Annotated in this window: 22 protein-coding genes; 13 read left to right on the top strand and 9 right to left on the bottom strand. The window is 58.5% G+C overall.

Annotated features, from left to right (window positions below; genetic code table 11):
• Positions 1-60 precede the first annotated feature (60 nt).
• From HYN24_RS08670 to HYN24_RS08695, 5 genes are all read left to right on the top strand, one after another.
• Positions 61-534, top strand: coding sequence for a nucleoside deaminase (locus HYN24_RS08670; RefSeq protein WP_117608874.1), 474 nt, complete (start codon positions 61-63; stop codon positions 532-534).
• 16 nt (positions 535-550) lie between these two features.
• Positions 551-868, top strand: a complete 318-nt coding sequence (locus HYN24_RS08675; protein ID WP_117608875.1) for a hypothetical protein — start codon at positions 551-553, stop codon at positions 866-868.
• A gap of 61 nt (positions 869-929) precedes the next feature.
• Complete coding sequence (locus HYN24_RS08680; protein WP_117608876.1) at positions 930-2180, top strand: dicarboxylate/amino acid:cation symporter; 1251 nt, start codon at positions 930-932, stop codon at positions 2178-2180.
• A gap of 73 nt (positions 2181-2253) precedes the next feature.
• Positions 2254-3264, top strand: coding sequence for a triacylglycerol lipase (locus HYN24_RS08685; protein ID WP_117608877.1), 1011 nt, complete (start codon positions 2254-2256; stop codon positions 3262-3264).
• Between the two features lie 617 nt (positions 3265-3881).
• Positions 3882-4730, top strand: a complete 849-nt coding sequence (locus HYN24_RS08695) for a phosphate/phosphite/phosphonate ABC transporter substrate-binding protein (protein WP_240327643.1) — start codon at positions 3882-3884, stop codon at positions 4728-4730.
• A 31-nt stretch (positions 4731-4761) separates the two neighbouring features.
• Here HYN24_RS08695 and HYN24_RS15885 read toward each other — a convergent pair whose 3' ends face one another.
• A complete protein-coding gene (locus HYN24_RS15885) occupies positions 4762-5172 on the bottom strand; it encodes a hypothetical protein (RefSeq protein ID WP_162888666.1) in 411 nt (136 codons plus the stop codon).
• A 9-nt stretch (positions 5173-5181) separates the two neighbouring features.
• On the opposite strand from HYN24_RS15885, the gene HYN24_RS08700 reads away from it, so the two are divergent.
• On the top strand, positions 5182-7743 hold the full coding sequence (locus HYN24_RS08700; protein WP_256372108.1) for a response regulator: 2562 nt from the start codon (positions 5182-5184) through the stop codon (positions 7741-7743).
• A gap of 257 nt (positions 7744-8000) precedes the next feature.
• Here HYN24_RS08700 and HYN24_RS15890 read toward each other — a convergent pair whose 3' ends face one another.
• Positions 8001-8384 carry a hypothetical protein gene (locus tag HYN24_RS15890; RefSeq protein ID WP_162888668.1) on the bottom strand — a complete coding sequence of 128 codons (384 nt, stop codon included), beginning with the start codon at positions 8382-8384 and terminating at the stop codon, positions 8001-8003.
• A gap of 59 nt (positions 8385-8443) precedes the next feature.
• Here HYN24_RS15890 and dapC point away from each other — a divergent pair, with 59 nt between their 5' ends.
• The 6 genes from dapC to HYN24_RS08730 are packed head-to-tail and all read left to right on the top strand — an operon-like array spanning position 8444 to position 14587.
• Entirely contained in the window at positions 8444-9634 is a 1191-nt protein-coding gene (dapC, locus tag HYN24_RS08705; RefSeq protein ID WP_117608880.1) for a succinyldiaminopimelate transaminase, read from the top strand.
• A 14-nt stretch (positions 9635-9648) separates the two neighbouring features.
• Entirely contained in the window at positions 9649-10467 is an 819-nt protein-coding gene (gene dapD / locus HYN24_RS08710) for a 2,3,4,5-tetrahydropyridine-2,6-dicarboxylate N-succinyltransferase (RefSeq protein ID WP_117608881.1), read from the top strand.
• Between the two features lie 27 nt (positions 10468-10494).
• Positions 10495-11682 (top strand): PilT/PilU family type 4a pilus ATPase, encoded by a 1188-nt coding sequence (locus HYN24_RS08715; RefSeq protein ID WP_117608882.1) that lies wholly within the window; start codon positions 10495-10497, stop codon positions 11680-11682.
• Positions 11682-12815, top strand: coding sequence for a succinyl-diaminopimelate desuccinylase (gene dapE / locus HYN24_RS08720; RefSeq protein ID WP_117608883.1), 1134 nt, complete (start codon positions 11682-11684; stop codon positions 12813-12815). Before HYN24_RS08715 ends, dapE begins: the two co-directional genes overlap by 1 nt.
• On the top strand, positions 12812-13708 hold the full coding sequence (prmB, locus tag HYN24_RS08725) for a 50S ribosomal protein L3 N(5)-glutamine methyltransferase (protein ID WP_117608884.1): 897 nt from the start codon (positions 12812-12814) through the stop codon (positions 13706-13708). Before dapE ends, prmB begins: the two co-directional genes overlap by 4 nt.
• Positions 13709-13717: 9 nt before the next feature.
• Positions 13718-14587 (top strand): spermidine synthase-like protein, encoded by an 870-nt coding sequence (locus HYN24_RS08730; protein WP_162888669.1) that lies wholly within the window; start codon positions 13718-13720, stop codon positions 14585-14587.
• On the opposite strand, the gene HYN24_RS08735 is transcribed toward HYN24_RS08730, so the two are convergent.
• The 5 genes from HYN24_RS08735 to HYN24_RS08755 form a co-directional block, all read right to left on the bottom strand.
• Positions 14588-14794, bottom strand: a complete 207-nt coding sequence (locus tag HYN24_RS08735) for a hypothetical protein (protein WP_117608886.1) — start codon at positions 14792-14794, stop codon at positions 14588-14590.
• A gap of 17 nt (positions 14795-14811) precedes the next feature.
• The gene (locus HYN24_RS08740) at positions 14812-16266 is read right to left on the bottom strand and encodes an aminoacyl-histidine dipeptidase (protein ID WP_117608887.1); all 1455 of its coding nucleotides are present in this window, start codon (positions 16264-16266) and stop codon (positions 14812-14814) included.
• Positions 16267-16334: 68 nt separating this feature from the next.
• Positions 16335-16901: a DNA-3-methyladenine glycosylase I gene (locus tag HYN24_RS08745; RefSeq protein ID WP_117608888.1), complete on the bottom strand. Its 567-nt coding sequence runs from the start codon at positions 16899-16901 to the stop codon at positions 16335-16337.
• 29 nt (positions 16902-16930) lie between these two features.
• A complete protein-coding gene (locus HYN24_RS08750) occupies positions 16931-17302 on the bottom strand; it encodes a hypothetical protein (RefSeq protein WP_117608889.1) in 372 nt (123 codons plus the stop codon).
• A 121-nt stretch (positions 17303-17423) separates the two neighbouring features.
• Positions 17424-19760, bottom strand: a complete 2337-nt coding sequence (locus tag HYN24_RS08755) for a penicillin-binding protein 1A (RefSeq protein WP_117608890.1) — start codon at positions 19758-19760, stop codon at positions 17424-17426.
• Between the two features lie 381 nt (positions 19761-20141).
• On the opposite strand from HYN24_RS08755, the gene HYN24_RS08760 reads away from it, so the two are divergent.
• Positions 20142-21218: a site-specific integrase gene (locus HYN24_RS08760; RefSeq protein WP_117608891.1), complete on the top strand. Its 1077-nt coding sequence runs from the start codon at positions 20142-20144 to the stop codon at positions 21216-21218.
• A 264-nt stretch (positions 21219-21482) separates the two neighbouring features.
• On the opposite strand, the gene galU is transcribed toward HYN24_RS08760, so the two are convergent.
• Both galU and HYN24_RS08770 read right to left on the bottom strand, forming a co-directional pair.
• Positions 21483-22382 (bottom strand): UTP--glucose-1-phosphate uridylyltransferase GalU, encoded by a 900-nt coding sequence (gene galU, locus HYN24_RS08765; protein ID WP_117608892.1) that lies wholly within the window; start codon positions 22380-22382, stop codon positions 21483-21485.
• Between the two features lie 64 nt (positions 22383-22446).
• On the bottom strand, positions 22447-22848 hold the full coding sequence (locus HYN24_RS08770; RefSeq protein ID WP_162888670.1) for a PilZ domain-containing protein: 402 nt from the start codon (positions 22846-22848) through the stop codon (positions 22447-22449).
• Between the last annotated feature and the right edge of the window lie 185 nt (positions 22849-23033).

Genomic DNA, 23033 nt, shown 5'->3' on the forward strand with positions numbered 1-23033 from the left:
TGGGGGCCGTATAATAACATCGACTATTTGTTCGCCCGGCCCTCAGGAAGGATCGTTCCGATGAACACCGATGAGCAGTTTCTCGCCCGTGCCGTCGAATTGGCCCGGCACGGCAGCGCCAGCGGTGCCGGTGGCCCCTTCGGCGCGGTCATCGTACGCGCCGGCAAGGTCATTGCCGAAGGCTGGAATTGCGTCGTCGCCAGCCATGATCCGACGGCCCATGCCGAAATCGCCGCCATCCGCCAAGCCTGCGCCGCGATGGGGAACTTCCATTTAAGCGGCTGCACCCTATACACATCGAGCGAACCCTGCCCGATGTGCCTGTCCGCCGCCTATTGGGCGCGCATCGACCGTATCGTCTTCGCCAACAGCCGGGCCGAAGCGGCAGCCATCGGCTTCTGCGACGACGAACTTTACAGCGAACTGAACCGTCATTTTTCGGCACGCAGCATTGTCATGGAACACCACCCGCTGGCCGGCTCGCTCGATCCGCTGACCCAATGGGCGGCCGATCCCGGCCGCACCCCCTATTGATCGACAGGCCCGGGCCATGGACCATGCCACCGTCCCACTGCGCGCCGAAACCCTGCAGGTTTTGCGCCTGATCAGCGAATTCGAACCCTTGTTACTGCTGCGCGGCGACGACGACGGCTACGGCTCGCGCTGGACACTCTCCGGCCAGCAGGTACAGCCGGCCATCGCCCAGTTCCTCATGGAATTCGGCTTTGTCGCCGACAGCGGAAAAACCGAATTCGGTGCGATCAAACTGGCGCTCACCGAAAAGGGTAGCGAGTTCCGCGAAAACGGCATCCGCTGGTGGTCCGAACTAAGCCTCGTGCAAAAACTTAAAATCACGCTACTCGGCTAAGTGCCCCTATCCCGGCAAGCCGCTACCACTCAATCATCAACTCTCTTCACGCGACCCCAGAATGCACCGTCCTTCGCTCAACACCCAGATCCTGATCGGCTGCCTGCTCGGCATCGCCGGCGGCCTCTGGCTGGCCACCCTGCCGACCGCAACCCCATTGGTCAGCAACAGCCTGTACGGTGCCAAAATGCTCGGCAACCTGTTTCTCGACCTGCTGCGCGTCATCCTCGTACCGCTGGTCTTTTCTTCCATCGTCTGTGGCGTCGCCAATCTGCGCGCCCACCAGCAAATGCACCGGGTGTGGATCGCCACGCTCGGCTTCTTCTCGCTATCGATGACCATTGCGATCATTCTCGGCCTCGGTGCTGCCAGCCTTTTCCGGCCTGGCGAAGGCCTGCAACTGGAGATGTTTGCCGACGCCACCCGAAACTACCAGGCGCGCCAGATGCCGCTGCCCGACTATATCGCCCAGTTCATGCGCGGCCTCTTTCAGAATCCCTTCAAGGCATTGGCCGATGGCGACATCCTGGCCGTCGTCATCATTGCGCTGATTCTCGGCATTGCGCTCGTGGTCGGCGGAGAACGCTACAAGAACATCCGTAACCTGCTTCAGGAATTACAGGAACTCTGCCTGCTCATCGTCGGCTGGATCATGCGCCTGGCACCCTTCGGCCTGGCCGCGCTGCTGATGCAACTGGTCGCCACGCAAAACGCCGCCCTGCTCACCAGCCTCGCCCATTTCATTGCGGTCGTTACCGGCACCACGCTGTTCCACGGCATCGTCATTCTGCCGCTGCTCCTCTGGCTGGTCACCCGCATGTCACCGCTGCGCTTCTGGAAAGGCTCCCGCGAAGCCATGATCACCGCCTTCGCGACCAGTTCAAGCGCCGCCACGCTGCCCATCACCTTACGCTGCACCGAGCAGCACCTGCACGTCAAAAAGGATATCGCCAACTTCGTCGTACCGCTTGGCGCCACCGTCAACATGGACGGCACGGCCCTCTACGAAGCCGCCGCTGCCCTTTTCGTCGCCCGCCTGGCCGGCATCGAACTCGACCTTGCCCACCAGTTGATCATCTTCTTCGTTGCCATGCTCGGTGCCATCGGCGCCCCCGGCATCCCCAGCGTCGGCATGCTGAGCATGGTCCTCGTCCTCGAATCGGTCGGCCTGCCCACCGCGGCCATTGCCATCCTCCTCCCCATCGACCGTATCCTTGACACCGTGCGCACGGCAGTCAACGTCCAGGGTGACATGATAGGCAGCTTGATCGTGCAGAAGCTGACGGAATCTGAACCGCTGACAGATCAGTAACTGACCGCCATTTTCGTGTCCCGCCCAAGCTATGATGCGAAGCATGGGCTTCCTTGAATTGCGGACAGACTGAATGAACATGCAGGATCGATTGAACTCGCTTCATCGTGGCGCGCGCTCTATTTTCGGGGCGATATCAGGCGCGCTATTGGCCAGCCTTATCTCGGGTTGTGCCCTCCTGAAAGCACCGTATTTCGACCCCAGTCCCCTGGAGACCGGCAGACTCCCCGCGCCCGACATCACCATCCAGCTCCCGCAGTTAGGGCCCTGCACGGATGAGGCCGAGCAGACCTTGTCGCTCGACTCGTCGAAGCCGGTAACCATACTGGTGCACGGTTGTAACGGATCAGCCGGACGGTTCCGCTCGCTCGCCCAGCTCTACGCCTTTCACGGCCAGCAAGCGGTCTGCTTCACCTATGACGACCGGGCCAGCCTGCAACGTAGCGCCGAGCAGCTGACTACGGCCGTCGATGCGCTGGCCGGAAAATTGCGCAATCGGGAGTTCACCGTTGTCGGCCATAGCATGGGCGGGCTGATAGCGAGGAAGGCCATGGAAGGCGAACGCCGCCCCGAGTGGGAGCGCAACGGGTTGAACGTCAATCTGGTAACCGTCTCAGCCCCGGTCGCCGGCATTGCCGCAGCGAACCTGTGCGGATATCGCGGCCTGCACTGGGCCAGTCTAGGATTGATTCCACTCAGTTGCAGGGCGGTCACCGGTGATAATTGGCATGAGATTACCGCCTCTTCCGATTTCATCCGCCGTCCAGGCCCATTGGTTGCCTCGGTGCAGCGCTACGTGAAAGTGGTCACCGATGAGCGCAACACCTGCCGCCGCCGCGATGCGGCCGGCACCTGCCAGGAAAGTGATCACATCTTCAGCCTGGCCGAGCAGTACCAGCCTGTCATTGACGCCTACCCACGCCTCGCCAACGTTGAAGTTGCCGCCGGCCATGTCGAGATCGTCGGCTACAAGGGAAGCGCCCCCCGCCACTTGATCTCGATCCTGCAGCAGCAGGGTTTGCTGGCCGCCACGCCAGCGGAACGCGTGGACGCCTTGCAACGACTGATGGCGAAACTCTACTGACCCCAATTCGCCCCTGAATGTACCGATAACTGACGAAAAATCGGGTATCGGGATTAACCGGACAACAGACTGGATTGATCAGAGCGAATCGACTTGCACAGTCATCGCGGCAATTTATTGTGCGACGCAGAAATATGCATCCAATTCCTGCTTAGGAATTGACGACCTCACTGGCAGCACCGTGCCCGTTACCGCCATTCGTTGCAGCAACCGTCGAACGGCAGGGAGTTGATTGCAGCAGTCATTAGCGCGACGTGGCGACCGAGTGCTCATCGGCCAAAGCAATCCTTCCTCGATGCCACTGGTAATGCCTGCTTTACGCAATACTCCGGGCACGCTCGCTATCCGTACATCCAATAACTTTCCGTCGAACCCGGATTTAACAATCAGAATCAATGCCACCGCGGCGCTCGGGCGGTTACGGTCCGATGTCCTGGAAACCCGTCACTATCGATGCCTGCTCAAATATTTCTGGCAAGTGCGGTTGGACACTATTGAGTTTTTTTTCAATGCAGCCTAATATGGCAAAACAGTCAAAATCTTCAAATTTAAACTTTTGCCGGTTTGTCTGGCAATAAGTCTCGCAGCCTCCCCGACTGTTGCGCAGGAGAAAGATCATGTTCTCGTCAATGCGGCGTGCCTGGAACAAAGCGATTTGGAACCCCGGACTGGCAGTCTGCTGGCTTGCGCTTTGTGCTCCGCTCATTGCGGTGGCGCAGGAATATAGCTTCGGTGTTGTCCCCCAGTTCGAGCAACGCAAGTTGTTCGCCATCTGGCGCCCGATCATCGAGGACATTGCTCAACGCAGTGGTGTACAGCTCAAATTTGTCGTCGCCATGTCGGTTAAGGAATTCGAGGGGCAATTGGCGCGCGGCGCCTACGATTTCGTCTATACCAACCCTTACCACATCCTTCGAGAAAGTACGCAACAAGGCTATATTCCGCTTGTCCGCGATGCTGAGCCGTTGCGCGGCCTGATCGTCGTCGCCAAGGACAGCGCCTTGAAATCCCCCGCCGACCTGGCTGGGAGCAAGTTGGCCATTCCGTCGCCTAATGCCCTGGGTGCCAGCCTGCTCGTTCGCGCCGATCTCGAACGCCTGTTCAAGGTGACGGTCGAACCGGTCAATGTAAATACTCATAGTTCGGTTTACATGAATGTCGCCAACGGTCTCCTGCCGGCCGGCGGAGGCGTTGAAAAGACCCTGTCCGAGCAGGAACCGGCCGTGCGCGATTTGCTGCGCGTGCTGTATGTAACACGCGAAATGCCCTCTCATCCCATTTCCGCTCATCCACGTGTACCCAAATCAGTTCGTACCGCCGTCCAGCAATCAATTCTCGGTCTGGCAGCGACTTCGGATGGGCAAAATCTGCTCGACAAGGTGCCGATGCGCCAGCCGGTTGCGACATCCATCAAGGATTACGTCCCGATGCGCAGTTGGGGCCTGGATCGCTACTGGACAAATTGATTCGCCCATAGGTTAGCCAATGCGCTTGCGCCTAAAGCTCCTCCTGCCACTGCTTGTTCTCAGTACCCTGATCGGCACAGTTCTCAATTTCGTATGGATTCCGGAGTCCATACGCCAAGCCGAACGTGCCCACCTCACACGCATCGAACGCCATATCGATAGCGTAGTCGATGCCATCACACCACTCCTGCTGACCTCGCAAATCGATAGCCTGTATGAAACACTGAATGTACTGAAGGCGAAAAATAAGGAATGGCGTGACATCCGGCTCAGCAACGAGTTGGGCATGCAGATTTACCCATTGCGCGGCACCGTCAAACCAACCCCGGAAGGACGGATTGCCGAACTCAAGCAACCCATCCTGCTTGAAGGAAAGCCTCTCGGCACGCTCAGTGTCGAACTCGACCTCGACGCCTTTGTCGCCGAAAACCAGGCCCATCATCGCGCCCTGATGTACTGGCTACTCGGCTCCCTGCTCCTGCTCACCCTGCTCTTGGTTGCCGTTCTCGAATTTGCCGTACTACGTCCAGCACGCAGCTTGGCCTTGGCTGCCAATCGCCTGGCCGATGGCGACTTCAGCGTCCACCTTCCGCGCCCAGCCCAAGATGAAATCGGCGAGCTGATTCAGGATTTTGGCATCATGCGAGATGAAATTCAGCGCTCTCACCAGTCCCTGGAAGCCGAAATCCTCGATCGCGAACACATTGCCGAAAACCTTCGCCAACATGAGGAACAACTCGAATCGATGGTACTTGAACGTACATCTGAACTAGCCCTGGCCAAGGACCAGGCGGAGTCGGCCAGCCGCGCCAAAAGTTCTTTCTTGGCAAACATGAGCCACGAAATCCGCACCCCGATGAACGCCATCATCGGCCTCGCCCATCTGCTTAAGCGCGATGCCCAATCGGTGCAGGATCGCGGCCATATCGACAAGATCATGGTTGCCGCCCAACACTTGCTCAGCATAATCAATGACATTCTGGATTTCTCGAAAATCGAAGCCGACAAGCTGCGCATCGAAAATGCCGATTTCGAATTCGACCAGCTATTCAGGCAACTGACCGTCCTGATCGGCATGCAAGCCGAAAGCAAGGGTCTGGAAGTCGTCACTCGGCTCGATCCGGAAATTCCGCCCATACTGCATGGCGACGCTATGCGCATCGCTCAGATCCTGACCAATTTCGCCAGCAATGCGCTCAAATTCACCGCGCAGGGCAACATCATATTCCGCGCCAAACGCCTCCCCTCCAACGACGAACACCTGTTGATTCGCTTCGAAGTAGCAGATACCGGGATTGGTATCTCCAGCGAACAAATTGAGCGCCTTTTCTTAGCCTTTGAGCAGGCCGATAGCTCGACCACCCGCAAATACGGCGGCACCGGTCTTGGTCTAGCCATTTGCAGGCGCCTGGCGGAACTCATGGGAGGACAGATCGGTGTCGACAGCACACCCGGACAGGGCAGCACCTTCTGGGTCGAAATCCCCCTGATGGCAGCCGCCCAATCCGGCCCCCGCTTTTCCGGCCGGCACTTACCAGATGCATTGCATATTCTTGTCATCGACGACGATCCAGATGCCCGCGAAGCCATCTGCCACATGCTGGGTGGAATAAACGCCCGGGTCGATGCCGCATGCTCCGGTGAAGAAGCCCTCAAATTGGTTAGCCATGCATTGGCCAACGGTGATGGCTACGATCTCGTTCTGACCGACTGGGCCATGCCCGGCATGGATGGTATCGAAACCAGCCGACGAATCGTCGCCATGTGCCAGCACCCGCCCCGCATTATCTTGGTCACCGCCTACGGCCGCAACTGGCCCGCTGAGCGCATGCGCGAATCCGGCATCTTCGTCCAGATCAACAAACCGTTAACACTGGGGGAACTGCAAAACGCGCTCTACGAAGCACTGCTCGGTGGCCAACAACGACACGGCCCCAACGAACCACAACCCAATGGCGACATCGGTGCCCTGCGCGGTCACCATGTGCTGCTCGCCGAAGACAACCCGGTCAATCAGGAAGTGGCGCTTGAACTGCTGGAAGATGTGGGTATCGTGGTCGATCTTGCGAATAACGGACAAGAAGCCATTGACTGCGTAAAAGCCCGTAATTACGACCTGATTCTCATGGATATCCAGATGCCCATTCTGGACGGCATCGAAGCCACCCGGCGCATCCGCAGCCTACCCGGGAAAACCGCGCTTCCGATCCTGGCCATGACTGCCAACGCCTTCTCGGAAGACCGCGAACTTTGCCTGGGCGCTGGAATGAACGATCACATCGCCAAGCCAGTAGATCCAAACTCCTTGTACAACGCTCTGCTGCGCTGGATGAACCGTGACGGCAAAGTGCTGACTCCCCGATTCCCCGAAGAAGAACAACGGCAACGAGTCGCTCTCGCACAAATTCCCGGCCTCGACATTGCCAATGGCCTGCGCGTCGTCTCAGGAAAGTGGAAAACCTATGCCCGCGTTCTGCATATCTTCTGCGAAACCCACCAGGACGATCTCTACCGAATGCGCACTGCCCTGGATAATGGGCAGCTCGATGTCTTGCGCCAATTAGCCCACAGCCTTAAGGGCAGTGCCGGCAACATCGGCGCCAAACATTTATATGCGCTCGCTCAGGCCCTTGAACTGCCCCTTAAGGAACAACACTTAAATGCTGCGGAGGAAGCCCGCAAGGCTTTTGCCGAACTGGAACCGGTGTGTGCTCAATTTATTGCAAGCCTAAGTAGTCAGTTGCAACAACAGTTGCAACAACTCAAAGATCTTTCGACTGGCCCCGAACTTAGTGCGGCAAGTGCCTGCGAAAAGCTCTACAAACTTGTCGCGGAAAGCAGCATGGAAGCCATTAAATTCAGCGAAACCGCCCTACCGGCACTTTCCGGCGAGATCGATGCCAAAACTCTCACCGCACTCAGCCAACATATCCAACAATTCCGCTTCGAAGAAGCCCAGAGCATGCTGCAGGAAATCAAGGAAAAGCTAAAAGATTCGACTATTTCCGGTTAATAAAATGGGCCGGAAATTTTCAGTAAAAAGCATGTCAGGAATTTTGTGTAAAGCTGCTATTGCCTTTTGTTCTGCTTAACGGCGGCTTTGACCGAGGCGTTCGCGTAATCCGTCCGGTAGATGGCAGAGTGCAGCGGTCGATCAGGCAGAGGATATCAGGAGAAGCCGAATGATCGTAGTTGGCCAGACTCGGTCCTGATTCATCGCTTATTGATAAATGATGAATCAATTTCGCACGGCACCTGACGCTTCCCCTCCTACCCCTTACGCTCAACCCGAAAATCCAGCCGGTTACCCCGCCTGTCCTCGCCGCTTCCTTCAAAGGTCCGGCAGGTCAGGGCAGTCCAGCGGACTGGTATTTCCCGGCCATCGCTGCAGCGAACTAGACCTTTACCGGTCTCCCCCTGGCAACTTCCCGGCATGGGTGAAGTTTCCGGAGGAGATAGTAGGCCGTCACATTGCAGGCGACCGTCGCGATCAGCCAGCGCAAAGCGCCCGCCACCACTGACATTGCCGGGGTAGCCCTTGCCCCGTAACTCGCCTGGTACATCGCTCAGGCTGCCACGCGCCTGATAACCGATGGCGCAGGCGGCCAGCGTCAGCGACAGGAAAATCAGCAGGGGAATTCGACGTTTGTTCACAAGGCAGCAATCGGTTTTTCGAGGATAATTCACATTTTTACACCCATTCGACGCCCGACGTGAATTCGCATCTCGCCCAACTCCAGCCTTACCCCTTCGAAAAGCTGCGCGCCCTGTTTGCTGGCGTCACGCCGAATCCGCAATACAAGGAGATCAAGCTCTCCATCGGCGAGCCGCAGCATCCGACGCCGCCCTTCATCATGGAGGCCCTGGCCAACGGTCTCAAGGGTCTGGCCAATTACCCGACGACCCAGGGTGTGCCGGCGCTGCGCCAGGCCATCGCCGCCTGGTGCCAGCGCCGCTACGGTCTGGCGCTCGATGCGGAAACCGAAATCCTGCCGGTCAATGGCTCCCGCGAAGCACTGTTCTCGCTGGCGCAAACGGTCATCGATACCAGCCGTGGCTACGTCCCGCTGGTCGTCAGCCCGAACCCCTTCTACCAGATCTACGAAGGCGCCGCCTATCTGTCGGGGGCCGAGCCGCGCTTCCTCAACAACCTGCCGGACAACGATTTTGCCTTCGATTACAGCAGCCTGAGCGACGAAGAATGGGCGCGCGTCCAGCTCTTCTATGTCTGCTCGCCGGGCAATCCGACCGGCAAGGTGCTGTCGCTGGCCGACTGGAAGACGCTGTTCGACCTATCCGACAAGTACGGTTTCGTCATTGCTTCCGACGAGTGCTATTCGGAAATCTATTTCGACGAAGCCAACCCGCCCATTGGCGGACTCCAGGCGGCCAAGCTGCTCGGCCGTTCGAACCAGCGCGTAATCATGCTCTCCAGCCTGTCCAAGCGCTCCAACGTGCCGGGCATGCGTTCCGGCTTCGCAGCGGGCGACGCGGCGATCATGAAGAAATTCCTGCTCTATCGCACCTACCACGGCTGCGCCATGGCGCCCCCGGTCCAGACGGCCTCGATCGCTGCCTGGAATGACGAGGCGCACGTCCTCGACAACCGCAACCAGTACCGCGATAAATTCGCCGCCTGCACGCCGCTGATCGGCCAGGTGCTGGGCACGGCCATGCCCGATGCCGGCTTCTACCTGTGGGCCAGGACACCAATCGCCGACACCGAATTCGCCCGTGGCCTGCTCGAACACTATAATGTCGTGGTCCTGCCCGGCAGCTTCCTGGCGCGCGAAGTTCGCGGCGTCAATCCGGGTGCCAATTTCATTCGTATCGCGTTGGTCGCCTCGCTCGACGAGTGTTTAGACGCCGCCAACCGTATTCGTCAATTTGCCCAACAATTGTAATCAGAGAGATAAACATGACCCATCCGCTGCAAAACACCATCGACGAACTCTGGGAACGCCGTACCGAGTTGTCCCCGCAATCGCCGGCCGAGACCATCGCCCTGATCGAGTCGGTCATTGCCGATCTGGATACCGGCAAGCTGCGCGTTGCCGAGAAGATCGCTGGCGAGTGGGTGACCCACCAGTGGATCAAGAAGGCTGTCCTGCTTTCCTTCCGCATCCGTGACAACCGTGTTCAGGATGGCGGCGATGTGCGTTTTTACGACAAGGTCGATACCAAGTTCCAGGGCTGGAGCGAAGAACAATTCCGTCAGGGTGGCTTCCGTGTGGTCCCGGGCACCATCGTGCGCAAAGGCTCCTACGTGGCCAAGAATGCCGTGCTCATGCCGTCCTTCGTCAACATCGGCGCCTATGTCGATGAAGCGACCATGGTCGACACCTGGGTGACCGTCGGTTCCTGCGCCCAGATCGGCAAGAACGTGCACCTCTCGGGCGGCGTCGGCATCGGCGGCGTGCTTGAGCCGCTGCAGGCCAACCCGACCATCATCGAAGACAACTGCTTCATCGGCGCCCGTTCGGAAGTCGTCGAAGGCGTCATCATTGGCGAAAATTCGGTTCTCTCGATGGGTGTCTACATCGGCCAGAGCACCCCGATCTACGACCGCGAAACCGGCGAAGTGACCTACGGCCGCGTGCCGCCGGGTTCAGTCGTGATCAGCGGCACCTTGCCCAAGGCCAACGGCGCGTATAGCCTGTATGCTGCCATCATCGTCAAGAAGGTCGATGCGCAGACCCGCTCAAAGACCAGCATCAACGAATTGCTGCGCCCGTAAGTCAAACCACTCCACGAAGGTCTTGTCATGATTCTCGACAAACTGTTCCAGTTGATGGCTGAAAAGCAGGCCTCGGATATCTTCATTTCCGCCGGCGCGCCTATCCACATCAAGATCCATGGCAACACACTCCCGGTCAACCAGCAGGTGATGCTGCCGGACATGATCGAGAAGATCGCCTACGAACTGATGTCGCCAGATCAGATCAAGACCTTCGAAGCCAACTGGGAGATGAATCTCTCCTTCGGGGTGCCCAATGTCGGCAACTTCCGGGTCAATATTTTCCGCCAGCGCGGTTCGACCAGCATCGTCATCCGCTTCATCCTGGGCAACATCCCCGCCCTCGACGGTCTGGGCCTGCCTAATATCCTCGGCGAACTGATCATGGAGAAACGCGGCCTGATCCTGATCGTCGGCGCTACCGGCTCGGGCAAGTCGACGACCATCGCCTCGATGCTCGATCATCGCAATGCCAACCGTTCGGGGCATATCCTGACGGTCGAGGACCCGATCGAGTTCCTCTTCAAGCACAAGAAGTCCATCGTCAATCAGCGCGAAATCGGCATGGATACGGCCGACTGGCAGTCGGCGCTGAAGAACGCCATGCGTCAGGCACCGGACTGCATCCTGATCGGCGAAATCCGCGACAAGGACACCATGCAGGCGGCCATCTCCTACTCGCAAACCGGTCACCTGTGTCTGGCGACCCTGCATGCCAACAATTCGTACCACGCACTGAATCGCATCATCAGCTTCTTCCCGGCCGAAAACCGCCCGGCGCTCTTCCTCGACCTCTCGGTCGCCCTGCGCGCCATCGTTTCTCAGCGCCTGGTCAAGAAGCCGGATGGCAAGCGTATTCCGACCTGCGAGATCATGCTCAACACGCGCCATATCAGCGAACTGATCGAGCGTGGCGAAGTCCAGGGCATCAAGGACGCCATGGAACAGACGCTGGCACCGGGATCGCAGACGTTCGAGCAGGATCTGTTCAACCTCTACAGCGCCGGCACCATCACCATCGACGAGGCCCTGGCCAACGCCGATTCGCCGACCAACCTGTCGTGGCTGATCAACAACTCCGAATTCACCGGCGGTGGCGGCAAGGATGAACGCAAGGTCGACGCGGCGCTTGAATTCGACAGCACCAGCGAGGCCGGCACCTCCTTCAAGGAATTCACCCTGAGCCTGGCCGACCACGACGAACACTCATTCTGATGCCCGACCAAACTTTTGCACTGGCCCGGCAGATCATTGCCTGCCCCTCGGTTACGCCGGAAGATGGCGGCTGCCTCGAAATCATCGCCGAACGTCTGAAGCCGCTCGGTTTCGTCATTGAACGCATCGACCGCAACGGCGTTTCCAACCTCTGGGCCCGGCGCGGCACTACCGCACCGCTCTTCGTTTTCGCCGGCCATACTGACGTTGTGCCGACCGGGCCGCTCGACAAGTGGACCTCGCCGCCCTTCGCCCCGGAGGTCCGCGAAGGCATGCTCTACGGGCGCGGCACGGCCGACATGAAATCATCAGTGGCCGCCTCGGTGACGGCGGTCGAGTCCTTCGTTGCGGCCCATCCGGATCATCCCGGCTCCCTGGCTTTCCTCCTTACTTCCGATGAAGAAGGCGACGCCACCGACGGTACCGTGATCGTCGTCGAAACGCTCAAGGCGCGCGGAGAAAAACTCGACTTCTGCATCATCGGCGAACCGACCTCGGTCGACACCCTCGGCGACATGATCAAGAACGGTCGCCGTGGTTCGCTCTCCGGCACATTGACGGTGAAAGGCATCCAGTGCCACATCGCCTACCCGGAAAAAGGCCGCAACCCGATCCACGAAGCCGCCCCGGCCCTGGCCGAACTGGCAGCCACCGAATGGGATAAGGGTAACGAGTATTTCCCGCCAACGACCTGGCAGGTTTCCAATATCCATGGCGGCACCGGCGCGACCAACGTCATCCCCGGCCAACTCGACATCAAGTTCAATTTCCGCTTTTCCACGGCCAGCACGCCGGAAGGCCTGCAACAGCGACTGCTCGGCATTCTCGACAAGCACAGCCTGGATTACGACATCAAATGGACGCTCGGCGCCCGCCCCTTCCTGACCGGTCGCGGCCCGCTGGCCGATGCGGCAAGCACCGCCATCCGTGACATCTGCGGCATCGATACCGAACTATCGACCACGGGCGGCACCTCGGATGGTCGCTTTATCGCCGAAATCTGCCACCAGATGCTGGAAATCGGCCCGGTCAACGCGACCAGCCACAAGATCGACGAATGCATTGCAGTCGATGCCCTGCCGAAGCTGTCGGCGATCTACCGCAGCATCCTCGACCAATTGATGACCGCATGACCACAGCCGCCAATACAGAACTTTTCACCGTTCGCGATTACATCCGCTATGCCGTCAGCCGCTTCAATGCAGCCCAGCTCTTCTTCGGCCACGGCAGCGACAACGCCTGGGACGAAGCGGTTTATCTGACCCTGCATACGCTCAATCTGCCGCTCGACCGCCTCGAACCCTTTCTCGATGCACGCCTCCTGCCGCACGAGCGTGAGGCACTACTCGACATTTACACCCGCCGCTGTCAGGACCGCCTGCCCGCTGCCTACCTGACCAACGAGGCCTGGCTCGGTGAGCACCGCTTCTACGTCGACGACCGCGTCATCGTGCCGCGCTCATTTATCGCCGAACTGCTCGACGAACAACTGACACCGTGGATCGACGACCCGTGGGCCATCGAATCGGCCCTCGACCTGTGCACCGGCTCCGGCTGCCTGGCCATCCTCAGCGCCCTGGCCTTTCCCAATGCCGAAGTGGCCGGTGTCGACCTGTCGGAGGATGCCTTGGCCGTCGCCGAACGCAATGTCGCCGACTATCACCTCAACGAACGGGTCGAACTGATCCAGTCGGACGCCTTCACCAAGTTGCAGGGCCGCCAGTTCGACCTGATCATTTCCAACCCGCCCTACGTCAATGCCGAATCGGTCGCCGCCCTGCCGCCGGAATACCTGCACGAGCCGGAACTGGCGCTCGGCTCAGGCGAAGACGGCCTTGATTTCACCCGTATCATCCTGCGCGAAGCAAAAAAACATCTGACGGAAAACGGCATCCTCATCGTCGAAATCGGCCACAACCGCGATGACCTCGAAGCCGCCTACCCGACCCTGCCCTTCACCTGGCTCGATACTGCCGCTGGCGACGAATTCGTGTTCATGCTGCACGCTGCCGATTTACCGGACTAAGCGACCCGATTGAGTCAGTTGTTCGAAATGCCCAGCCCGTTTGAGGTCGAGACGGGCACTGTGCTCATGCACGAGCCATCGTGGGCCAGGGAAGGCGAACTGCGCGCCCAGTTGCTTGACGAAAGCTATGCCAAGCCTTTCGTCATCGACGATGGCAAATCGCGCTTCCTGTATTTCAACGTTCGCCTGATGCAGAGCGAGATGTCGCTCAAGGCACCGAACGACCTGGCCATTCGCTATACGCAGAAAATGATGGCCTTCCTGCTCTTCCAGCCGCGCCCCAAACGCATCGTGCTGATCGGTCTGGGGGGTGGGTCGCTGATCAAGTTCTGCTACCAGCGCATGCCCGGCACACATCTGACTGCCGTGGAACTCGATCCGCATGTGATTGCCTTCCGCGACACTTTCCTGATGCCGCCGGACGATGGCCGCCTCCAGGTACTTGAGGCGGATGGTGCCGAATTCCTCCAGACTGCTGAAAAAGGCATTGATGCGCTACTCGTCGATGCCTTCGACAAGACCGGCTTCGCCCCCAGCCTGGCCAACCGCGAATTCTTTGACAATGCCTACGCCAAGCTCTCGGGCAATGGGGTACTGGTCATCAATCTGGCCGGTGAGAAGGAAACCTATGCCGGCCTGATCGGCGAGGCCATGCACGTTTTTGATGATCAGGTCATCGTTATTTCGGTGCCCGACGATGGCAACCATGTCCTCTATGCCTTCAAGGAGCGCCATTTCGAACCACGCTGGCGCTGGCTGCACAACTACGCCAAGGAATTGCGCGCCAAGTTCGGCCTCGATTTCCCGGCCTTTGTGCAGAAAATGGAACGTTCGACCAAACTCGGCCTGGCCCGCCGCGAGGCCATCCGGCTACGCTGACTACTTGCCAGCCTGTTCGGCCTGAGCTGCGCGCTGGGCCGTCAGTTGATTCAGCGCCTGCACTTGCTGCTCAACCTTATCCGCGTTGCCCCGCCCCTGCTCCAGCGCCTGCTTTTTCATCGCCGCCGCGGTCGCAGCCGTACCCACGGTTTCAACACCGCAGCCAGCCATTGCGACCAGCAAGATGAGCCCCAGACCTGTTTTCATAGGCACCTCCCGATCGATCAACCAAGTTCCGCCAGTATGCCCTGCAACAGACGCCAGCAGTGCCCGACCGAGGCCACCTCGACGCGCTCACCCGGCGCATGCGCGCCGCGAATCGTCGGCCCGAAAGAAACAATGTCCATGCCGGGATACTTGTCGCCGATGAGGCCACATTCCAGTCCGGCGTGAATAACCTGTACCTTCGAGGCAGCGGCGAAATCACGCAGAAAAACTGACTGGCAGACCTTGAGCAACGCCGAATCGGGGTTCGGCGCCCAACCCGGATAAAAACCTTCCTTTTCAACCCGACTGCCGCTCAGCCGCCATAAGCTGACAATTTCGTCGGCCAGCGCCAGACTGCCACTGCCGATCAGCGAACGCACCATGAAGTTGCAAGATCCCCCATTCGGGTGCACTTCGACCATGCCGAGGTTATTCGAGGTCTCGACCACGCCCGGCACCTGCCGGCTCATCCGGCGCACACCATGCGGCGAGGCGTGCAACGAATGCAGCCAGACTTCCTGCTCGGCCAGCGCCATGACCAGCCTTGCGTCGACACTCGAAACATCCAGTTTCAAGCCCTCATCAATGCCGCGCAACTCGGCTTTCAGCATGGCCTCCAGGCTTGCCAGCAAAACTGGCAAACGCGCCGCTGCAATTTCCGGCAAGGCGAGCAGTGCAAATGCCTCGCGCGGCAAGGCATTGCGCGCTGAACCACCCTGCAGCGCAATCAGGCGCAAGGGCAGCGCCGCCGCCAGATCGTGCACGACGCGAACCAGCAACTTGATTGCATTGCCGCGCTCTTCGTGGATATCGACACCGGAATGTCCGCCGCGCAAGCCACGCAAATCGATCCGAAAAGCCTGATAGCCATCGGGAAGCGGCTCGGCAGTGCCGGGACGCTCGACATTGACATCGAGACCGCCGGCGCAGCCGAGATAGAACTCGCCCCATTCCTCGGTATCGAGATTGAGCATCAAACGCCCCTCGAGAATACCCGCCTGAAGCCCCCGCGCCCCGCCCATACCGGCCTCTTCATCGACCGTGAGCAAGGCTTCGAGCGGCCCGTGAACAAGACTTTTGTCTTCAAGGGCCGCCAGAATCAGGGCAACGCCTATCCCGTTGTCGGCGCCCAGCGTCGTCCTTTCGGCCACCAGCCAGCCATCGCGCAACTCGGGGCAAATCGGATCCTTGAAAAAATCATGCGCACTGCCAGCATTCTTCTGGCACACCATGTCGAGATGCGCCTGCATCACAACGCCCGGCCAACGTTCGCAACCGGCACTGGCCGGCTTGCGAATGATCAGGTTGCCCGCCGTATCGACGATGACCGCCAGACCACGGGCCAACGCCCATTGCTGCAACGAATCGCGCAGCTTCGCCTCATGTTTGGAGGGGCGTGGAATCAGACATAGATTGGAAAAATGGGACCAGACAATGGCTGGCTGCAGGCTCGATATATCCGAATTATTCACGCTGTGCGTGCTCCAAAGAAACAAGGCTACATAAGTAGGGCTTGGTCATTATCTTGATTGATCTAACGCTAGCCTGTTCGCACTTCTCGGTGACGCGGGCAGCTGACCAGATGATCATTGACCATCCCCGAAGCCTGCATGAAGGCATAGCAAATCGTGGCGCCGACAAATTTGAATCCAGCCTTGGCGAGCGCCTTGCTCATGGCTTCAGACTGAGGTGTCCTGGCCGGCACCTCGGACAGCGAGGTCCAACCATTCTGGATGGGTGAACCGCCGACGAAACCCCAAAGATAGTTGCTGAACGATTGCCCCCCGGCCTGGATGGCCAAACAGGCCTGGGCATTGAGAATGGCGGCAGCCACTTTGGCACGGTTGCGGATAATGCCCGGGTCAGCCAATAGCTCGGCCACCTTCTGCGCATCGTAACGGGCCACACGTTCGGGAACGAATCCGTCAAACACCTTCCGGTAGTGTTCCCGCCTTTTCAACACGGTCGCCCAGGAAAGCCCGGCCTGAGCCCCTTCCAGAATGAGCAATTCAAATAACGCCCGGTCATCGTGGAGCGGAACGCCCCACTCCTTGTCGTGGTACTCGCGGTAAAGGTCAAAGCCTTCACACCAGGGGCAGCGTTCCATGTCGCTATCGCTTTGTCGGGTCGAAGAGGTCAGCCTGCCTTGCCTGCAGCCCTGGGTTCGATGAGGTGATGAAAGGCATCGTGCACATCGCCAAAGGCAGCTTCCACGCCTGCGGAATTCGTCTGGCACTGTGCATTCAGGGCGGCCACGGCTCCGACCAACTGAGCAGCGTCACCTGAGCGGACGGCCTTCGCCAGAACGTCCATCTGCCCGGCCTTGGCACATGCAGCCTGGAGACGCTCCTTGCCCGGGGCTGAATGCCAGATGGGGGCAAGAACGGCGTGGAAGGCATCGACATCCTTGGGGAAACGATGCACGTGGTGATGCTCGTCGGCAAACGCCGGCGCGAGCCAACTGCCGGCCAGGCAGGCGATGAACAGCGGGGTGAGGTTTTGAGTCATGGCTTCCTTGGTGTGCTACGCCCAGACGCGCTGAGCCTCTCATGCGCTATTTTATGCCGGGTTGTTCTATTCAATGGCTCCCTCTTCGTCGGTGCAAACGACAACCGGGATTTTTCCAGCTTCAGCCACCAAAGACCTTCCGTATTGCATCGAAGATCGACTTGATCGGCGACACTTCCACGTCCAGCGTCTTGATTCCATCATCACCCTTGAACTCATCGTAGAGCCAGTCCCCGTCGACGAAGGAGATGCCCGACGGCGGCTTTCTTTCGGCCGGCGGCTTGCCGGACATGGCCTGGCGCATGTAGTCAATCCATATCGGCAGGGCCAGGGTCGCGCCGAATTCGCGGCCACCAAGCGACCTGGGCTGGTCGTACCCCATCCACGAAACGGCCACGACGTTGCCAGCGTAGCCGGCAAACCATCCATCGACGGCATCGCTCGTGGTACCGGTCTTGCCGGCCAGGTCGTTGCGTCCCAAACGCTGGGTCGCCACGGCGCCGGTACCGCTCCTGACCACCTCGCGTAGCATGCTGTCGATGATGAAAGCGTTGCGGGCATCGATGGCCCGTTGCTCTTCCTGCCTGACCGGCAGCGGTGGCGCCTCACTCAGCACGTTGCCACGGGCGTCGGTGACCTTCTGGATCAATCGTGGGCTGACCTTGAAGCCACCATTGGCGAATACCGCGTAGGCGCTGGCCAACTGCAAGGGGGTGACCGAGCCACTACCCAGCGTCATGGTCAGATTGGCCGGATGCTTGGCGACATCGAATCCGAAGCGCTGGAGATAATCGCGTCCATATTGCGGCGAGATGGCCTGCAGCAACCGGACGGCAACGACGTTCTTGGAACGTGCCAGGGCCTGACGAAGGCTGATCGGGCCAGCAAAGCCGTCGTCATTGCGGGGCTCCCAGGATTGTCCGTCAGCACCGCCAGGCAGTGAGATCGGCGCATCGTTAAGCAGCGTGGCCGGCGAGAAGCCCTTTTCGAGGGCGGCCGAATAGACGAATGGCTTGATACTCGATCCCGGCTGACGCCAGGCGCTGGTGACATGGTTGAACTGATTGCGGGAAAATTCGAAACCACCGACCAGCGCCCGGTAGGAACCATCCTCGGCATTAAGGGCAACAAAAGCGGCAGCCACTTCCGGCATCTGGCTGATCGACCAGCGGCCCTTGCTGTCCTGACTGACGCGGATCACCGAGCCGACCCGAATCCTGGCATCCATTTTGGCGTTCGCCTGCAAGGCTCGGGCGGCAAAACGCAGCCCCTCACCCTTGATCTCCAGCGTATCGCCGGAGGCAGGTTCGGCCCGTACGCGCTTGGCCGAGACTTCGGTGACGACAGCCGATATCAGGTTGTCACTGCTCGGATGTCTGGCCAAAATCCGGTCGATGGCTTCGTCACGTTCGTCTTCATTATCCGGCAGATCGACAAAACCCTCAGGACCCCGATAGCCATGGCGCTGGTCGTAGGCCAGCACATTACGCCGTACCGAGTCGTAAGCCGCATTCTGTTCGGCCTTGTCGAGCGTCGTATAGACATTGAAGCCCTGGGTATAAGCATCGCCCTTGTATTGGGCATAGAGTTCCTGGCGCACCATCTCGGCGACATGATCGGCATGGGCCTCGAACTCCAGGCGGTGGCCGATGGTCAGTGCCTGGCTGACCGCCTCGTCATATTGCGCCTGAGTAATCTTTCCCAGATGCAACATGCGCTTCAATACCAGTTCCTGGCGAGCCTTGGCCCTGACCGGACTGACCGCCGGATTATGCTTGGCCGGGTTTTGCGGGATGCCGGCCAGCATGGCCGCTTCGGCCAGGGTCAGCTCCGGCAGGCGCTTTTTGAAATAGGTGCGGGCCGCGCTGGCAAAGCCATGGGTTCGCTGGCCAAGGTAGATCTGGTTCATGTAGAGCTCGAGGATCTGGTCCTTGGTCAAGGCCGATTCAATGCGGTACGCCATGACGACTTCAGTCAATTTACGCTTTAATGTTTTTTCCTGCGAAAGGAAGAAAGCGCGTGCCACCTGCATCGTGATCGTCGAGGCGCCCTGGCGAAAGCCGCCGCTCAGATCAGCCACCAATGCCCGCAAGACACCCCGGTAATCAACGCCACTGTGCTCGTAAAATCGCGCATCCTCGATCGCCAGCAGCGCATCCTTCAGTACCGTGGGGATTTCCTTGATCGGCGTGAAGTCCCGATGTTCGTCTCCGAACTCGCCAAGCAGCGCCCCATCGGCCGTATAAATCCGCAAGGGAATCTTCGGGCGATAGTCAGTCACGACATCGAAGGCGGGCAGGTTGGGCATCACGGTGACAAGCATGGCGCCAAGCAGCGTGAACACCACCAGAATGCCGACGGCACTCAGCGCCACGAGGGTGCGCCGCAAGTCATGACGGTAACTGGCCGTCGCAAAGGGCAAGGCAAGAAATTCGACGGCTGTTGAGAACAAGCTCACGCCCTACTCCTGATTGAGGCACCACCCCGGGCGGCTGAAGGCGCTGGCAAGCCAGTCACCAAAAAGCGCAGTTTAGCCGCAACGGCAGCAGGAGGGTGGAGGACGATAAAGGTCGCAAAGTCCCGAAAATTCATCGAAATCACGTCCCTACTACGTAGCAATGAAAAAGCCCGAAACCATTGATCAATGATTTCGGGCTTTAAATTCTGGGGCGACTGATGGGGCTCGAACCCACGACAACCGGAATCACAATCCGAAATTCGCGGTTCATGCGAATCGCTATTTGGCGTGTATTTTGACGTAATATATATCATGCAAAGTAGTTTTCCGGGACAAATCGGGGACAGTGCGCCTCGGTTTTGCTTATCAAGGAATGGATCAATGGCAACGTTCGAACAGCGAGAAAGCGGTTGGTGGCAAGCAAAGGTGCGGCGAAAGGGTCATGCCGCGCAAAGCAAGACCTTTGAAAAGAGGAATGACGCTGAGGTATGGGCGCGAGATATTGAGAACAAAATGGACCTCGGCGTCTTTGCAAGTCGAAAAGAAGCGGAAAAAACGACGTTGAAGGAGGCCCTTGAGCGCTATCAAAAAGATGTAACTCCGAAAAAAAAAGGTGCGGCACAGGAAACGTACAGGATAAAAGCGTTGGCCATATCAAACCTCGGCCCACGATTCCTTGCCAGCATCCAGAGCAAGGATGTTGCCGTGTTTCGCGACAGCGAAGGGGCGCGCGGCCTAGCGCCATCGTCAATCATAAAAGTCCTCGCATTGCTATCGCATCTTTTCGAGACTGCTCGGAAAGAATGGGGTATTGAGGTCGAAAATCCGGTCAAGGCGATCAAAAAACCAAAAGTAAATAATGCCCGCGATCGCAGGCTTTCCCCCGAAGAGTTGGATTATTTGCTAAACGCGCTGGACAACCCGGGCCCGTCAACGCAAGTCGAAGCTGGCGACCGGCGAAATGTTTGGACACCAAAAGTGGCAAGGTGGGCTATCGAAACGGCGATGCGGCAAAACGAGATTTTGTCACTGGACTGGAAGCATGTTGACCTAGACAAGCGCACTGCCTTTTTGCCGGAAACAAAAACTGGAACAAGCCGCACAGTGCCACTTTCCAGTTCCGCTGCTGCGCTTCTGTTGGAACCGGAGGGGGTGGCACGTCTACAACGCGGCAAAGTATTTCCGACAACAGCCTCGGCGATTAAGCAGTCATACAGCCGTGCAGTTGTCCGCGCGCGGAAAAAATACCTTGCCGACACCCTGGCGACCAGTTGCGAGCCGATCGATGGATTCCTCGAAGATCTGACATTCCATGATCTGCGGCACGAAGCAACCAGTCGCCTAGCTGAAAAGTTGCAGTTACATGAACTGATGCGCGTCACCGGACACAGAGATATGCGCATGCTTGCGCGGTACTACCACCCTCGCGCCGAGGATTTGGCAAAGAAATTGGGGTAGTGGAAATCTAAGGAGCTGCTTATCCGCGTAGGCCAAAGCACGTGCATTGCCACTGCCACATCCGCTTGTTGATGATGGGCAAGGAAAATAGGTGATCGTTCTGGAGTGCTCCTGACTGGCAAGTCGGCGGCTGTCAGTAAAATTGCACTCGCCAACGAGTTTAATGTGTAGAAGCCGCGACCCGATCTGACAGTTTCACGCTTTAACGGTGCCTAATTGTCAGATCAAATTCAGGTTTGTGACTTTGGTTGCATTGCAGTAGGTTCAGTTCTGTTCCATACCATCGACAGGGGCTCCCGCCAGCAACTCCCTCAGGTAGCCCGAAAACCCTGCACCGACCTCATGATGACGCAGGCCCAATGCCACGGTCGCCTGCAGATAGCCAAGTTTGGAGCCACAGTCATATCGGGTACCGGCATAGCGATAAGCCAGCACCTGCTCTTCCGTCAGCAAACAGGCAATGCCGTCAGTAAGCTGGATTTCACCGCCCGAACCTTTGCCGATCCGCTCGAGATGATGAAAAATACGTGGCGTCAAGATATAACGGCCAACAACACCCAATGTCGAGGGTGCCTCCTCGGCCTTCGGCTTCTCGACAATTGCCTCGATGCGCTCGAGACGATCAGTCACCGCAGCACTCCTGACAATGCCATAACTCTTCGTCTCGCTGCGCGGCACATCCTGAACACCGATAACTGAACATCGATAGTAATCGTAAACCTCAGTCATCTGGCGCATGACCGATGGCTGCCCATCAAGCAAGTCATCAGCCAGAATCACCGCAAACGGCTCATCGCCGATGACCGGCCTTGCGCATAACACGGCATGACCGAGGCCAAGTGCTTCAGCCTGCCGGATATAGATGCAGTTGATATTGGCTGGAATCATGCTGCGGACAAACTCCAGCATTTCGGTCTTGCCGCGTGCCGCCAACTCGGTTTCCAGTTCGTAAGCCTTGTCGAAATGATCCTCGATGGCGCGCTTTGACCGACCGGTAACAAAGACCATATCGGTAATACCCGCCGCCACCGCCTCTTCAACGGCGTACTGGATCAGCGGCTTGTCGACGATAGGCAGCATTTCCTTCGGACTGGCCTTGGTTGCCGGCAAGAAACGAGTGCCCATGCCAGCCACAGGGAAGACAGCTTTTTTGATTTTTTTCATTTTCTCAACAAACAGGAGAGTGATCTGATGGTTCGACCGCAATAACTCAAGCGAACCGAGACAATTAAATAACACCCGCTTTCATTGCCTCGCAATCGTGCAACTGGCGAAGCAATGCCGGCATATCCCTATCCAGCAGTTGGGGAACGCCGAGATTCATTTCGATGACTTTCTCCAGCGCCAGGCGCGCCGCAACCTCAACATTCCTGAACTCAATGCCCAGCAGTTGCCGACGCTGACTGACGACTACCCCCCTGAAAATCACCTGCCCGGGCAAGTTCCCGATCAGCAGGTTCAATTCACATGGCTCGCCCAGCCGACAGTCAAGCTCCTCCGCGGCCCGGATCAATACCCCGCTTGCCGAAAGATCGACCACCGTACCGTTGTGTTCGATGTTTCCGATCACAATATGGGCGGAGGTATGAAACGGAAAGCGGGGCGAACGTCGGCGCTCCAGCAAAGACATATCAATACTCCGGAATACGAATCTCGGTAACTTTGCCACGTCACTGTTGCAGGGTTCTTTCATTCAGCGTTCCAGAAGGCCACCATCGCCCCGTCTTTGCCCTGACCTATGCGCGGCCAGATTACCGAAATACACGAAACATGCGGACCGGCAAGGACTGGGCGGGCAAAATTCCGCCTCCCGTC

The sequence above is a fragment of the Dechloromonas sp. HYN0024 genome (assembly GCF_003441615.1).
Lineage (GTDB): Bacteria > Pseudomonadota > Gammaproteobacteria > Burkholderiales > Rhodocyclaceae > Azonexus.